We start from the raw sequence: 13,022 nt of genomic DNA, 5'->3' as shown, positions 1-13,022 counted from the left end.
TGAAAATAGGAATCAAGTAATGGCTCTAATATTGACATTTTTGGGCAAAGGCGGCACCGCTCGTACCAAAATTGCGATCGCCGCCGCCAAATTATTGGCAAGTCAAGGCAAGCGTGTACTACTAGCAGGACAAGCAGAACCAACACTGTCAATTCTGCTGGGTACTCCCATTGCTGCTGATCCGCAGGAAATCGCTCCCAATTTGCAAGTAGTCCAGTTTCAAGCATCTGTACTACTAGAACGCAACTGGGACGAAGTGAAGAAACTTGAGGCGCAATATCTCCGCACGCCCATATTCAAAGAGGTTTTTGGTCAAGAACTGGTAGTATTACCAGGCATGGACAATGCTCTGGCCCTGAATGCTATCCGCGAATATGATGCTAGTGGCAAATATGATGCGATCGTCTACGATGGCACGGGTGACTCTTTAACGTTGCGGATGTTAGGTTTGCCAGAATCTCTCAGTTGGTATATCCGGCGATTTCGGCAATTGTTTGTCAACTCTGATTTGGGGAAGACAATTACTGAATCACCCTTGATTCAACCGCTAATTAGCAGCTTTTTCAATATCAACTGGACAGCAGATAACTTTGCAGCGCCCACTAACCAAGTTAATAATTTCTTAGAAAAGGGGAGAGCCGCTCTTGCTGATCCTAAGCGTCTCGCTGCTTTCTTAGTGACCACAGGAGATCCTATTGAGGTAGCAAATGCTCGTTATTTGTGGGGTAGTGCCCAACAAATTGGTTTAACTGTTGGTGGTGTTCTGCTTGTTTCTACTGAGACAAATGTTAACATATCGGAGGAATTTATTCCCCTACTTGTGAGCGTTATTCCCGACTCGCCAACAGGTGAGTGGCAACCACTGATAGATGCCCTACCCAACTTTGAAGCACAAGCTCTACAGGCTCCCAAACCAATTGAAATAGACATCCACAATCGTCAAGTACGCCTATTCTTGCCAGGTTTTGACAAAAAGCAAGTCAAACTCACCCAATATGGGCCAGAAGTCACGGTAGAAGCAGGAGATCAGCGACGGAATATTCCCTTACCTCCGGCTCTCAGTGGCAAACCCGTTACTGGAGCAAAGTTTCAAAATAATTATTTGATAATTTCGTTTTAATTTAGTTAGGAGTAGGAACAAAGTTAGGAGTTAAGAGTGAGGAGTTAGGAATAAAAATAATAATTCATAACTCCTAACTCCTAACTAATAATTCATAACTTCTAACTCCTAACTCCTCACTCTAAAAAAAATACGCTTTATGTCAGAATCAACTCCCATTACCCCAGACCCTAACCCATCTGAGGCATTAGACTCAGTGGCAAATAATCCCAGCGAAAAAGCGATGGCTTTGCCAACGCCAGGGGCGAACGCATCTGCCGATCGCAGTGCAAAAACTAGGCAACTGCTGGGGATGAAAGGTGCAGCATCTGGGGAAACTTCAATTTGGAAAATTCGTTTGCAGCTAATGAAGCCGATTACCTGGATTCCCCTAATTTGGGGCGTAGTCTGTGGTGCGGCTTCTTCTGGTAACTATACTTGGACACTGGAAAATGTGTTGAAGGTAGCAACCTGTATGCTGCTGGCTGGGCCATTAATGACAGGTTATACCCAAATCCTCAATGATTACTACGATCGCGAAATCGATGCCATCAATGAACCCTATCGCCCGATTCCCTCTGGGGCAATTCCCCTACCCCAGGTAATTATTCAGATTTGGGTATTACTGATTGCTGGCTATGGTTTGGCATTTGCGCTAGATGTGTGGTCTGGTCATGAATTCCCGACAATTACAGCGATCGCGATCATCGGTTCTTTCATCGCCTACATTTATTCTGCACCCCCTCTGAAACTCAAACAAAATGGTTGGCTAGGTAGCTACGCTTTGGGTGCAAGCTATATCACCCTACCTTGGTCTACAGGACACGCTTTGTTTGGTGAACTCAATTCCACAATCGTGATTTTGACAATGTTCTACAGCTTGGCTGGATTGGGTATTGCCATTGTTAATGATTTTAAGAGTGTAGAAGGCGATCGCCAGCTAGGATTAAATTCACTACCTGTAATGTTTGGCATCAATACTGCGGCATGGATTTGTGTAGTAACGATTGATGTCTTTCAAGGATTTATTGCAGCTTATCTCGTCAGCATCCATGAGAATTTGTATGCCACAATACTAATACTCTTAATCATTCCGCAAATCACATTACAGGATATGTATTTCCTGCGTGATCCTGTGAAGAATGATGTTAAGTACCAAGCCAGCGCCCAACCCTTCCTTGTTCTAGGAATGCTCGTCACTGGTTTAGCGCTGGGTCATGCTGGCATTTGAATTATACTTCTATAGCGAGAAGTTAATAAGTAGGAGTTAGGAGTTAATATACTTCTAGCTCCTAATTTATATCAGCAAATGCCGTGTTAGAATTGTTATCTTTCCTCATTCATGGGATTCAACCTTTATTAGTCCCGATTTGCTTTGTCGTTGCTTGGACTGTAACTATTCTCGCTGTTTTGAGTCTCTGGACGGCGGCGCGAGATAGTGTGGCTACAGCCAAGCAAATGCATCAAATTCCCTGTAGTGGTTGCCAATTTTTTACCGACAATTACCGTCTTAAATGTACTGTACGCCCATCTATTGCCAATACAGAAGAAGCAATCGATTGTCGTGACTATCAACCGAAGACGAATCCTTATCTGTATTAGGGCGATGAGAAAGAATAACTCCAAACTCCAAACTCCAAACTCCTAACTCCTAACTCCTAACTCCTAACTATTGACCAATCTCTAACAATATCTTCAAAACACCGCGCCTTTGAGCGTGTTCAAAAGCCGCAAGCCCTTCAATGAGGGGGTATGAAGCCTGAATGAGAGGTTGCACGTCAACTTTTCCTGTGGCTAGCAAGTGGAGGGCTGGGACAAAGGGGCCACAACGGGAGCCGATGAGAGTTATTTCATCCACTACTAATGAAGAAGCATCCAGGCTGAGGTTGCCAGCATAAGTACTTTTAAGCACTAATGTACCACGGGGACGTAGGGCGCGGCGGGCGATCGCAAATCCTTCTGGGTTCCCAGTACATTCTACTGAGATATCGAAATATCTATCTGTAACAGCATCGGCTAGACTCGTTTTTATCCCCCGTGCCTCTAAGTTAGCAAGTTTATCTTGATGACGCCCCACAGCTAAGAGTTCACAGCCAGTTAGGGCAAGTGTCTGGGCTACTAACTGCCCTAGTTTGCCATCTCCAACCACTAGCACCCGATCATTTGGATGCAATGACACTTGCTGCTGAATTTCTAAAGCTGCTGCTATAGGTTCAGTAAATGTTGCTACTTCTGTTGGCACATTATCAGGTACTAAATGTAAGTTCTCTATGGGCAAACAGAGATATTCACCAAAGGCTCCATTGCGGTTGACAATACCTAGAACTGTGCGATTTTCGCAGTGAGTTGGTTGTCCACTGCGACAAAACCGACAATGCCCACAAACAGCGTTAATTTCTCCAACTACGCGTTGATTAACTAGGTGTTCTGGCCCTTGTTCAACAACACCGACAAATTCATGCCCCAAAATACCAGTGTAAGGATAGTAGCCTCTAAGTAGTTCCAAGTCAGTGTTACAAATGCCCGCACGCAAGACGCGCACCAAGGCTTCTCCCTGTGGGGGTTCAGGAATGGTAATATCCGTGCGTAGTTGCAACTGGTTATTTTCGAGCCAAAGTCCTTTCATCTCTCTTCACCTTCTTTGCCGAGTTATGTTGTCATACCACTTTCAAAAATCTTTACAAAATAATAATTGGTTGTATCGGCGTACAAATGTGTGCTTCTAGCTACGCCTATGTCTCTGTAGTAGGTATTTCTTTAATAATATTAATTACATCAACTTTGCTTAACCAAGTAACCAGATCGTTTGAGTCAAGTGCTATTTCACTTCCTAAAGTTTTGATATAAAGAAGTCCGTCGCTAATAATTAAATCTCTAATTGGATACCATGAATCCCGTTTTCTAATCAGAAGTTCCAACGGAATCCCTAGTCTTGAAGTATACTTGCGATATTTCCACCAAGCTCGCCATAGAAGCACACATTTAGTACAGTGCATCTCATAGCCTTTGGGAACTTCGCAGTATTGATACTGATAGAAACCTCTACTATCCACTTCTCCTTTGAGGAGATAACTATATTCTGCTAATGCCTGATTTATCAATTCCCACTGGGATGATTTTGGAGAAATCGAGAATTCAGATAGTGGCTTAGATAGCTGAACGGTGGCAATCACACCTTCGGCTTTTGCTATCAGTTGGTTAGTTTTATAGACTGTTAGCGCTGTCAAAGCAGGATTTGACAACAAAACTTCTTTTTTATGAATAGAGTTTTGCACAAACTCTCGAATTAAATCTAGATTAGACAACATAAAATTATTTATACTAAATTAAGCAGTGTGATGGAAGCCACAACTGTACTTAAATTAGTTGCTACACTGTTATTGCAGTAAAAGCAGGATTATTACCAGCTTGATTTTTTTGTCTGACTAGGACTTTGTTAACTTGAATTTCGGCTATGTCGCCGATCGCTGGGCTGTTTAACAAAATTAGTGTTTTCAGATATGCAATAAATTATTATATTAAATTTTTACGCTTTCGAGAAAAGGTTGAAATACCGGAACTAATTCGGGACGACTGACAACCAAAGTGGGAAAAGAGCGATCGCTATAATCTTCTCCTGCTGACAACGGAAACGGTTCTGATTTCAGCGACGCCCATACCCCACCAGCAGCCTGAACAATTACCCAAGCCCCGGCTAAGTCCCAAACTTTTGGTGTCGCCTCAATCCCACCGAGAGTAGCCCCAGTAGCAACTGTCAAAAAGTTATAACTAGCCACACCCAACATGCGAATTTTGCAGGGAAAGCCGTTTTTGATAGCTGCGGTGCTGCGGGAACAGAGGTTAAAAAAGTGATTGTTGCTGGGACTATCTATACTAGTGTGGATGGGGTGGTGGTTGAGAAATGCTCCTGTTGGTGTTGCTAAACCAGATGAACCCGCCCAGAAACCATGAAAAGCTTGATTCAAAGTTGGTGCGTAAACATACCCAAAAATGGGCGTACCTCGATACAGTAAACCCAGAGATATTGTCCAGATGGGAATACCGCGTGTAAAGTTGGTTGTACCATCAAGAGGATCAATTACCCAGCACCACTCAGTACCGGGAAATGACTGATCGCTTTCTTCGCTCAAAATGCCGTAACCAGAGAAAGTAGAAGCGATCGCATCCCGAATTTCCTGATCTGCCCATTTATCTGCTTGCGTCACCAAACTACCATCAGCTTTTTGAGAAGCCTGTACTTTCCCAAAATCTTGCATTAGCTGTTTTCCCACCCTAGTAGTGGTAGTTTGAGCAAAATCAAGAATTGTTGTCCAAAAATCATTCATGGTTATTAGTCATTTGTCATTTGTCATTGGTCACTTGTACTGAGCGACTTGTGCCGAGCGACTTGTACTGAGCGAAGTCGAAGTAAGCCGAGGTAAGCCGAAGTATTTGTCACTTGTACTGAGCGACTTGTGCCGAGCGACTTGTACTGAGCGAAGTCGAAGTAAGCCGAGGTAAGCCGAAGTATTTGTCATTGGTCATTTCTCCTATACCAATGCCCTATGCCCTATACAGTTTAGTCTAAATCGCTTTCTAAAACTGAAGCGATCGCTTGCTTTGTACTTGTTTGAAATTCTGTAATATTCACCCGATTCAAAAACCAAATCGATAGCACCATTCCCACCGCTTCTAGGGCAAATACCAGTCCATAAGCTAACTCTAGGCTAGGTAGCAGCTTGCGTCCAATATCCAAAACTGTACCTCCGATTACCACCGCGATTCCTCTAGAGAGGGACTGCGCTAATCCCCATGCCCCAATAAACGTACCTGCGGCTTCTGCTGCGGTAAGATCCAACATTAAGCTAATTGCTGCCGTTGTTAAGAAACCTGTGGCTAAACCGAACAAAACCAAGCCTAATTTGAGAACTGCTGCATTAGCTGTGAATCCTGATATACCTAGCAATATTGCACAGAATGCTACCAACATACAGCCGAAACGTGCAGTTCTGCGCTTACCCAAACGCGGGACAATGTAAAAGCCCGTAACACCGTAGGCAATCAGTAGACCCGTTCCATAAAAAATATTTAATTTGGTACTTTCCGCTAGGGGCATTTTAAACACTTGACCCGCATAAGGTTCTAAAATCGGGTCTTGCATAAACAAACTGATAGTCATCACCAATAAAAAGGTGAAAAATATACCTGTTTGTGGGCTAGCTGTCAAGATTTTCCAAGCATTGCCTAGAGTAATGCTGTCTTCCCGGTTCACCAGTGTGGAACGGGTTAAGTATTGAGAGTACTTTTTTTCTACACCGAATGTTGCTGCGATCGCTAAACCAAATACAATTGCTGGGACGATAGTAAATAGCCTGTTGATGGCTGGCTGCAAGGTTTCTACAGTTGCTTCTGGGGTTAACTGTTTCAGTAAGCTGGCACTGATAATTGCGCCAACAATAATCCCCACCATTAGCATCGACCAAACCACACCGACTACTTTAGAACGGTTATCTTCTTCAGATATATCCACTAATAAAGCAGCAAAGGCAGTACCGCTAGCACAAATTCCTAGACCGTATACAGCGAAAACTAAAGCCAAAAGTGCTGTCCAGCCGATTGTTTGGGTTGTCCATACCCAAGTACCTGCACTATTTCCAGCAAGATTCATCTGCCACATTACTTGTACAGCTAAAAATGCTGCGATCGCAAATATTGCCGCGCCCACCCAAACATAAGCTGTGCGGTGATATCCCCATAAAGGTTTAGCATCGGAAATCTGGCCGAACCAGACACGGGAAGGAGCAACAAATAAAGGCAGTGCTAGAACTACTGATACTAGCGTCGCCGGAATTGCTATTTCTTGAATCATGACTCTGTTGAGTACGCCCAGAGTCAAAATAGACATCATGCTCAACCCCATCTGAAATAAACCCAGCCGGAACATGGTCAGCAGGTTTACCCTTGGCACAGATAAGGATTTAGTTTTGGTATCAAATACTTCACCGCTTGCCATAGCTACTTTCTCGTATGCTTTATAGGATTTAATCTCTCTATTTAAATAAAGATAAACCCTACCCGCTCAAAATCAGCGAACGAAAAATGGAAGTTGCGATTTCCCAAGCAGTTATACACCTCAATTAGGGTATGCTTCAGCCAAGTTAGGATTTATTTTTAGGGCTCGTAGATACATCACTTTTTCGGATGGTTTTCAAGCAGGAACTTTTAAACTTTGGGGAACTCGTGACCTGCATTTTTATCAGTTGAAGCAGTTTAAGCGCATTCGCGTTGTGCGTCGTGCAGATGGTTATTATTGCCAGTTTTGCATCGACCAAGATCGAATAGAAAAACGACAGCCAACTAATAAAACAGTTGGGTTAGATGTTGGTTTAAACTATTTCTTGACTGATAGTGATGGAAACCAAGTTGAGAATCCCAGGCATTTGAGAAAGTCGGAAAAATCGCTTAAACGATTGCAGCGTCGTTTCTCTAAAACCAAAAAAGGTTCTCAGAACCGGGTTAAATTTAGAAATAAATTAGCCCGTAAGCACCTCAAGGTAAATCGCCAGCGTAAAGACTTTGCTGTGAAATTGGCAAGGTGCGTAGTGATGTCTAACGACATTGTGGCGTATGAAGACTTGAAGGTACGGAATATGGTAAAAAATCATCATCTAGCGAAATCGATACATGAAGCAGCATGGATGCAGTTCCGCCAATGGGTTGAATATTTTGGCAAAGTGTTTGGTGTGGCAACTGTTGCAGTTCCACCCCATAATACTTCGCAAAATTGTTCTAATTGTGGTCAGGTTGTCAAAAAATCTCTTAGCACTAGAACTCATTCATGCAACAAGTGCGGAATGGTGTTAGACCGTGACCATAATGCTGCGCGAAACATACTTGAGATAGGACTCCGTACCGTGGGGCACACGGGAACGTTAACGTCTGTGGATGAGAACGACCTCTACTTGGGTGATGCAAATCCTCCAAGCAAGCCGACTCGTGGAAGCAGAAAACCTAAGAAGGCAACTTCTTAGAATCCCCGCCATTTTATGGCTGGGGTGGATGTCAACTCCAGAGGATGCAACATCTAGAGTGATCTTTTTTGCTGAAGTTCAATTCCAAAAAGATGAAGCCCTGTACCATCGGTTCTTTACCGAGTCGCTGATGTACCTGAACCGGAATCGTTCTCAGTACGATGACTGGTTCTGTGTGGTAATTTTTTCATCACGCTCTTTGGAACCAAGAGATCAAAAAACTCATCGAATATTTCTCAACAGCGACCAAGTGCAGCGAATCTATTTAGATGAGTTAGCCGCGACTAATCAGCAGTTAATAGGTATCAACTTGATGCAGTTGACTCTAGCATCGGATGAAGTGATGGCAGAGCAAGCAAAGCAATTGATTGAGCGGGTAAAATTAGAGGAAACGGACACACTGCCGAAAAACGAAATACTAGACATCATCACCACAATCGCCGTTTATAAGTTTTCAACCTTAAGTAGAGAGGAAGTTGAAGCTATGCTAGGACTCACTTTGGAGCAAACAAGGGTTTATCAAGAAGCGAAAGCCGAGGGTCGAGAAGAAGGTCGAGAAGAAGGTCGAGAAGAAGGTCGAGAAGAAGGTCGAGAAGAACGGGAAGCTGAAATGTTGAAACTTACCGTCCCTCTGTTACTAAAAACAGGGATGAGTGTGGAGCAGATTGCTCAACACCTCAATGTTGATATAAAAGCTGTCCAGATTGCTGCACAGTCAACCACATAGAATTAGGAAGTTAAAGCTATGCTGGGATTGACTTTGGAGCAAACAAGAGTTTATCAGGAAGCGAAAGCCGAGGGTCGAGAAGAAGGTCGAAAAGAAGGACGAGAAGAAGGACGAGAAGAAGGACGAGAAGAACGGAAAACTGAAATGTTGAAACTTACTGTGCCTCTGTTACTAAAAACAGGGATGAGTGTGGAGCAGATTGCTCAACATCTCAATGTTGATATAGAAGCTGTCCAGCTTGCCACACAACAATAGACATAGAATGGACATTCTATGTCTATTGTCATATTTTTTCAAAATGAGGAGAGCTTGATTAAAATCCTCAATTGCCCTTTTATGGTATCTAGAGCGATCGCACCAAAATGTGACAGATTAAGATATGCCTATTTGAGATTCAGAAGCTGAAGCAGATTTTGGAGCTTAAAATTCTTCCAACTCAGAGCTACTGAAGTTTCAATAGTTAAATTTCCTTGTTGAAGGTTAATCATCAAAGCAGAACCATTTTCAAGACTATGGAAAAGAGAATCTAAAAGCTGCAATTGAGTTCGAGGAAGAGTATAGTAAACCTTATTATTTTCAAGTCTAACCTCTTTTGGTAAAGCTCCATTGGGAAGCTTACTTCCCAGAAATCTTGTCCAAGCTGCAATGAGGTAACGGTAAACTATCGATTCAGTCTCAAACTGAGGCGGTTTCAATAAGCGAAGCTCCCCTTCAACCCAATCTTTATTAAGAGTTATTTTCTCAGGAGTAAAGTGTAATGTTACTTGAATTTTATTGTACTCTATTGTCGCAATAAGTCCCTCCTCAGAGTGTGGTTCTAAGCTTTTTAATTGTTCAACTCTAGATTCTGCTTGTTGACAGAGAAGTAAAACCATTTTTTTTGTCAAAGTCAATTGTTTAGCTTCTGAGCTAAACATAATGTATTCTTCTAGACTTCTTTTTAGGAATTGTCTAGACTCGTGAAACGTTGCTGTAACTTTGTTAAATACACCCATGTTTAGTTATTTAGAGAAGATAAAATTATTGGAAGCCGAACTGTCCAGATTGATAGACTTGATAGCACTTATAGGGATATTATGTCCATTGGAACAAAAAACCGGGATCAGCCATACTATGCAGCTATAGCTACAGCACCAACTCCAGCAGCAACTGTTGCAGCTTTTAGTACTTTTCCAACTGTTATCTTTTCAAGTCCAAACATAATGCTCTCCCAAAAATATTTAGGTTTTCATTTATAAGTATTCCCGTAAAATTCGGTTGAATTATCATGATCAGAATAAAAGTCAAAAAGCTTGAACAAAGACTGATAACAACATTGAGCAGGAACTAGCTAAGAAATAGCGATCGCCCTCCAGCATTAGTGAAAACACAGTGATTGTACCAGTGAGTATGGAAATGTTTCAGGATATTTACTAGTAGTGTGTCAAGAAATAATTGACGGATAGATTAAGAGTAGAGACGGCGATTTATCCCGTCTCCCTAACCGTCAAAATCAATTTGACAGACCACTATGACCATAAGAAGTCTTTAATCTATCGATTGGTTTAATAAGCGATCCAGAAGTAATTCTTCGAGAAACTCTAACTATAGGTGCTTACTAGAATTATGGTATTGTGATGTAACTTTATCGGGCACAATCAAGGCACATAAAAATATCAATATTAAAATGTGGTTTTAACTACGCTATTCCATTGAATTAGTAAGATAAACTTGCTGTATGTATGTCATCAAACTACTTAGCTTCATCTAGTAATCAAAAAGGCATAAGCAATGAGTCAAGAACCAGTCAAAGTAATATTATGGGAAGAAAATCAAAAAGATTTTCTAAAAAAGTTCTATGATCTCCAATTTACTCCCAGAGTAGGAGAGGAAGTTTACCTAAAAAAAGAGAAATGGAAAGTAACCAGAGTTGAGCATGATGTAGAAATTAGTGAAATTAATGTCTATATGCAATTAATCAAAAAAGTCAAGCAGGAGAAACCATCTAATTCATAATTACAAGTAAATAAGCTAAAAAACATCTAATTTGCATAATCGAATTAAATATAACTCTTGTGGAGTGGGCATCTTGCCCGCCCAGCTTATGCAATTTAAATGTGGAAGAGCTTACACTCAACTATAGCAATCCTATTTGATTTGTGAGAATTGCAGCCCGGAGATCCCCGACTTCGTAAAAGTTGTCGGGAATCTTGTTTATGCGCGTTTGATTCAGGGTTTAAATCGCGATCGCACCGTGAAGATCCTGAAAAAGACTACATCAACTTCTCCACACCCAATCTTGCCTGTAACGATAGACTATAAAAGTAAAGAAATATAAATAAATTAAATTTTGCAACCGTGGAAAACATCACATTGGGGCAAAATGGCCCATCTGTTACACCCTTGTGCATCGGCACTTGGGCTTGGGGTGATAAACTATTTTGGAATTATGGCAGTGCCTACGGCCCAGAACAGTTACAAGAAGCCTTTACCGCAGCCTTAGAAGCTGGTATTACCTTCTTTGATACTGCCGAAATTTACGGAATGGGAAAGAGCGAGGAATTTTTGGGCCGATTTCTGCAACAGACACAACAACCTGTGCAAATCGCCACAAAATTTGGCCCCGTACCGTGGCGATTCACAGGCCAATCTGTCTCTGATGCTTTAACAGCCAGCCTCAAACGGCTACAACTTGAGCGGAATCGCCCTGTACCAAGTGCATTGGCCTTTTGCCTTCCTTTTAAGTCAACAAACTTTGATGAATGCTCTAGCGGATGAAGTGAAGCTCGGTAGAATTGCGGCAGTCGGTGTAAGTAATTACTCAGCAGAGCAAATGCGAGACGCGCATCAAATATTGGCGGCGCGGGGAGTGCCTTTGGCTGTGAACCAAGTGCGCTATTCTTTACTCAGTCGCCAAGTTGAAAGCAAAGGTATTATAGCAACTGCCCGTGAGTTGGGTGTGACTATTTTGGCTTATAGTCCTTTAGCACAGGGATTACTTACAGGTAAGTACAGTATTGATAGTACTGAAACCCCCACTGGTGCGAGAAAAGTAGACCCGCGATTTAACAAAGAAGGGTTGCAAAAAATTGCCCCAGTCATATCTTTGCTACGCAACTTCGGGGAAAAATACGATCGCACTCCTGCCCAAGTTGCTCTCAACTGGTTAATTGCTCAGGGTAACGTTATTCCCATTGCTGGGGTGAAGACAGCCGAACAAGTACGGCAGAATGCTGGTGCTTTAGGCTGGAGATTAAGCGACGATGAAATTGGAGAATTAGAAGAAGTTAGTCGTCCTTGGCTGTAGTATTTTTAAACTACTCAAACACAGGAGGCCAAATTTCTGACACTACTAGCTCCCAACCTGGTAATAAGTCTGGTAGTGTCAGTTTGTTATTATCCTGCAAAACTATTGGCTCTTGGTTGAGTCGATAAACTGTGAGCGTCAATTTGTCAGGATCAATCAGGATACCAACTGTACATCCAAGTTGTAGGAATAGCTGAATCTTTTCTACCAGTGGTTTGATGCGGTCTGACTTAGATTTTATCTCTACCATCAAATCAGGCACTAGTTCCACAAAGTCGCGCTTGCTTATTTTAAGTCTATCAGCACGAACAAAAGACACATCAGGAGCGCGAAGATTTCGTTTTTCGTTATCAGCTTCTTTCCCGTTTTCAGTTTCTAATGTCGGTAAAATAAAACCAGCGCTAGAACCAGTCACCCGTCCTAGCTTCTGTGGGCGTACCCAATTACCCAGTAATCTAATTAACTCAGCACCTATTTCCTCTGACTCATAATCTGATGGCCCCATAAGAAGTATATTTCCGTCTACTAACTCCATCTGCCATTCTGGATGCTCTGCTTGTAGTTGCTCTAAGTCTGGAATAGTGAACATAAGACCACGAAGAATGCATCTGTGAACTACTTGACTTTTCACGTTATGTGGAAAAGCCACAAAAAAACTAACCCCCTCTTCCGTACCAGGGGGGAAAATTCAAAGTCTCTCTCCTTTTAGGAGAGAGATTTAGAGAGAGGTTTTCCAGATACCGTGAAAAGTCAGTTAAATTTATCTTCCTACAAATTGGTAGAAAAAATCACCCAAAAAGCCAAAAAGTCAAGAGCCAAAGTCAAAATCTTGACTCCTAACTCTCAACTCTCCATTTTTAGATTTGGATTTTGGATTGAAGAAAAAATCTAAAATCCAAA

Annotated in this window: 13 protein-coding genes and 2 pseudogenes; 8 read left to right on the top strand and 7 right to left on the bottom strand. The window is 42.1% G+C overall.

The annotated features are described in order from the left end of the window. The first annotated feature begins 19 nt into the window (after nt 1-19). The 3 genes from D1367_RS25645 (at nt 20) to D1367_RS25635 (ending at nt 2,701) form a co-directional block, all read left to right on the top strand. The gene (locus D1367_RS25645; protein ID WP_118169299.1) at nt 20-1,120 is read left to right on the top strand and encodes a Get3/ArsA fold putative tail anchor-mediating ATPase NosAFP; all 1,101 of its coding nucleotides are present in this window, start codon (nt 20-22) and stop codon (nt 1,118-1,120) included. A 139-nt stretch (nt 1,121-1,259) separates the two neighbouring features. Then, nucleotides 1,260-2,330: a chlorophyll synthase ChlG gene (gene chlG, locus D1367_RS25640; RefSeq protein ID WP_118169297.1), complete on the top strand. Its 1,071-nt coding sequence runs from the start codon at nt 1,260-1,262 to the stop codon at nt 2,328-2,330. Nucleotides 2,331-2,413: 83 nt separating this feature from the next. Beyond that, the gene (locus D1367_RS25635; RefSeq protein WP_118169295.1) at nt 2,414-2,701 is read left to right on the top strand and encodes a hypothetical protein; all 288 of its coding nucleotides are present in this window, start codon (nt 2,414-2,416) and stop codon (nt 2,699-2,701) included. A gap of 67 nt (nt 2,702-2,768) precedes the next feature. On the opposite strand, the gene D1367_RS25630 is transcribed toward D1367_RS25635, so the two are convergent. The 5 genes from D1367_RS25630 to D1367_RS25615 form a co-directional block, all read right to left on the bottom strand. Continuing rightward, a complete protein-coding gene (locus tag D1367_RS25630; RefSeq protein ID WP_118169293.1) occupies nt 2,769-3,725 on the bottom strand; it encodes an MDR/zinc-dependent alcohol dehydrogenase-like family protein in 957 nt (318 codons plus the stop codon). A gap of 106 nt (nt 3,726-3,831) precedes the next feature. Then, a complete protein-coding gene (locus D1367_RS25625; protein WP_118169291.1) occupies nt 3,832-4,407 on the bottom strand; it encodes a hypothetical protein in 576 nt (191 codons plus the stop codon). 210 nt (nt 4,408-4,617) lie between these two features. Then, nucleotides 4,618-5,424 carry an inositol monophosphatase family protein gene (locus D1367_RS25620; protein WP_118169289.1) on the bottom strand — a complete coding sequence of 269 codons (807 nt, stop codon included), beginning with the start codon at nt 5,422-5,424 and terminating at the stop codon, nt 4,618-4,620. 30 nt (nt 5,425-5,454) lie between these two features. Further along, nucleotides 5,455-5,616, bottom strand: coding sequence for a hypothetical protein (locus D1367_RS31310; protein ID WP_181984961.1), 162 nt, complete (start codon nt 5,614-5,616; stop codon nt 5,455-5,457). 41 nt (nt 5,617-5,657) lie between these two features. Further along, on the bottom strand, nt 5,658-7,091 hold the full coding sequence (locus D1367_RS25615) for a BCD family MFS transporter (protein ID WP_118169287.1): 1,434 nt from the start codon (nt 7,089-7,091) through the stop codon (nt 5,658-5,660). Between the two features lie 166 nt (nt 7,092-7,257). On the opposite strand from D1367_RS25615, the pseudogene D1367_RS25610 reads away from it, so the two are divergent. The 3 genes and pseudogenes from D1367_RS25610 to D1367_RS25600 form a co-directional block, all read left to right on the top strand. Continuing rightward, nucleotides 7,258-8,109, top strand: a pseudogene (locus D1367_RS25610) (RNA-guided endonuclease InsQ/TnpB family protein); the annotation flags it as partial. Continuing rightward, a complete protein-coding gene (locus D1367_RS25605) occupies nt 8,024-8,836 on the top strand; it encodes an Rpn family recombination-promoting nuclease/putative transposase (protein WP_228674745.1) in 813 nt (270 codons plus the stop codon). The pseudogene D1367_RS25610 and the gene D1367_RS25605, both read left to right, overlap by 86 nt. An 18-nt stretch (nt 8,837-8,854) precedes the next feature. Continuing rightward, entirely contained in the window at nt 8,855-9,091 is a 237-nt protein-coding gene (locus tag D1367_RS25600; RefSeq protein WP_118169285.1) for a hypothetical protein, read from the top strand. A 128-nt stretch (nt 9,092-9,219) separates the two neighbouring features. Here the strand turns inward: D1367_RS25600 and D1367_RS25595 are convergent, their stop codons facing one another. Further along, on the bottom strand, nt 9,220-9,831 hold the full coding sequence (locus D1367_RS25595; protein ID WP_118169283.1) for a hypothetical protein: 612 nt from the start codon (nt 9,829-9,831) through the stop codon (nt 9,220-9,222). 775 nt (nt 9,832-10,606) lie between these two features. Here D1367_RS25595 and D1367_RS25590 point away from each other — a divergent pair. Together D1367_RS25590 and D1367_RS25585 are read left to right on the top strand one after the other, a co-directional pair. Continuing rightward, a complete protein-coding gene (locus D1367_RS25590; protein WP_100901136.1) occupies nt 10,607-10,831 on the top strand; it encodes a hypothetical protein in 225 nt (74 codons plus the stop codon). Nucleotides 10,832-11,173: 342 nt separating this feature from the next. Further along, nucleotides 11,174-12,122, top strand: a pseudogene (locus D1367_RS25585) (aldo/keto reductase). Between the two features lie 10 nt (nt 12,123-12,132). Here D1367_RS25585 and D1367_RS25580 read toward each other — a convergent pair. After that, a complete protein-coding gene (locus tag D1367_RS25580) occupies nt 12,133-12,711 on the bottom strand; it encodes a Uma2 family endonuclease (RefSeq protein ID WP_118169282.1) in 579 nt (192 codons plus the stop codon). Nucleotides 12,712-13,022 lie beyond the last annotated feature (311 nt).

Source organism: Nostoc sphaeroides, assembly GCF_003443655.1.
Taxonomy (GTDB): Bacteria; Cyanobacteriota; Cyanobacteriia; order Cyanobacteriales; family Nostocaceae; genus Nostoc; species Nostoc sphaeroides.
The sequence above is the reverse complement of the archived record's forward strand: the minus strand, read 5'-3'. Positions and strand labels throughout refer to the sequence as shown.

What these genes read in the sequence shown, in the direction of transcription:
- D1367_RS25605 (WP_228674745.1), top strand. Translation starts at nt 8,024, where the DNA reads ATGAGAACGACCTCTACTTGGGTGATGCAAATCCTCCAAGCAAGCCGA.
- D1367_RS25620 (WP_118169289.1), bottom strand. Translation starts at nt 5,424, where the DNA reads ATGAATGATTTTTGGACAACAATTCTTGATTTTGCTCAAACTACCACT.
- D1367_RS31310 (WP_181984961.1), bottom strand. Translation starts at nt 5,616, where the DNA reads ATGACAAATACTTCGGCTTACCTCGGCTTACTTCGACTTCGCTCAGTA.
- D1367_RS25630 (WP_118169293.1), bottom strand. Translation starts at nt 3,725, where the DNA reads ATGAAAGGACTTTGGCTCGAAAATAACCAGTTGCAACTACGCACGGAT.
- D1367_RS25595 (WP_118169283.1), bottom strand. Translation starts at nt 9,831, where the DNA reads ATGGGTGTATTTAACAAAGTTACAGCAACGTTTCACGAGTCTAGACAA.
- D1367_RS25580 (WP_118169282.1), bottom strand. Translation starts at nt 12,711, where the DNA reads ATGTTCACTATTCCAGACTTAGAGCAACTACAAGCAGAGCATCCAGAA.
- D1367_RS25625 (WP_118169291.1), bottom strand. Translation starts at nt 4,407, where the DNA reads ATGTTGTCTAATCTAGATTTAATTCGAGAGTTTGTGCAAAACTCTATT.
- D1367_RS25645 (WP_118169299.1), top strand. Translation starts at nt 20, where the DNA reads ATGGCTCTAATATTGACATTTTTGGGCAAAGGCGGCACCGCTCGTACC.
- D1367_RS25590 (WP_100901136.1), top strand. Translation starts at nt 10,607, where the DNA reads ATGAGTCAAGAACCAGTCAAAGTAATATTATGGGAAGAAAATCAAAAA.
- chlG (WP_118169297.1), top strand. Translation starts at nt 1,260, where the DNA reads ATGTCAGAATCAACTCCCATTACCCCAGACCCTAACCCATCTGAGGCA.
- D1367_RS25615 (WP_118169287.1), bottom strand. Translation starts at nt 7,091, where the DNA reads ATGGCAAGCGGTGAAGTATTTGATACCAAAACTAAATCCTTATCTGTG.
- D1367_RS25600 (WP_118169285.1), top strand. Translation starts at nt 8,855, where the DNA reads ATGCTGGGATTGACTTTGGAGCAAACAAGAGTTTATCAGGAAGCGAAA.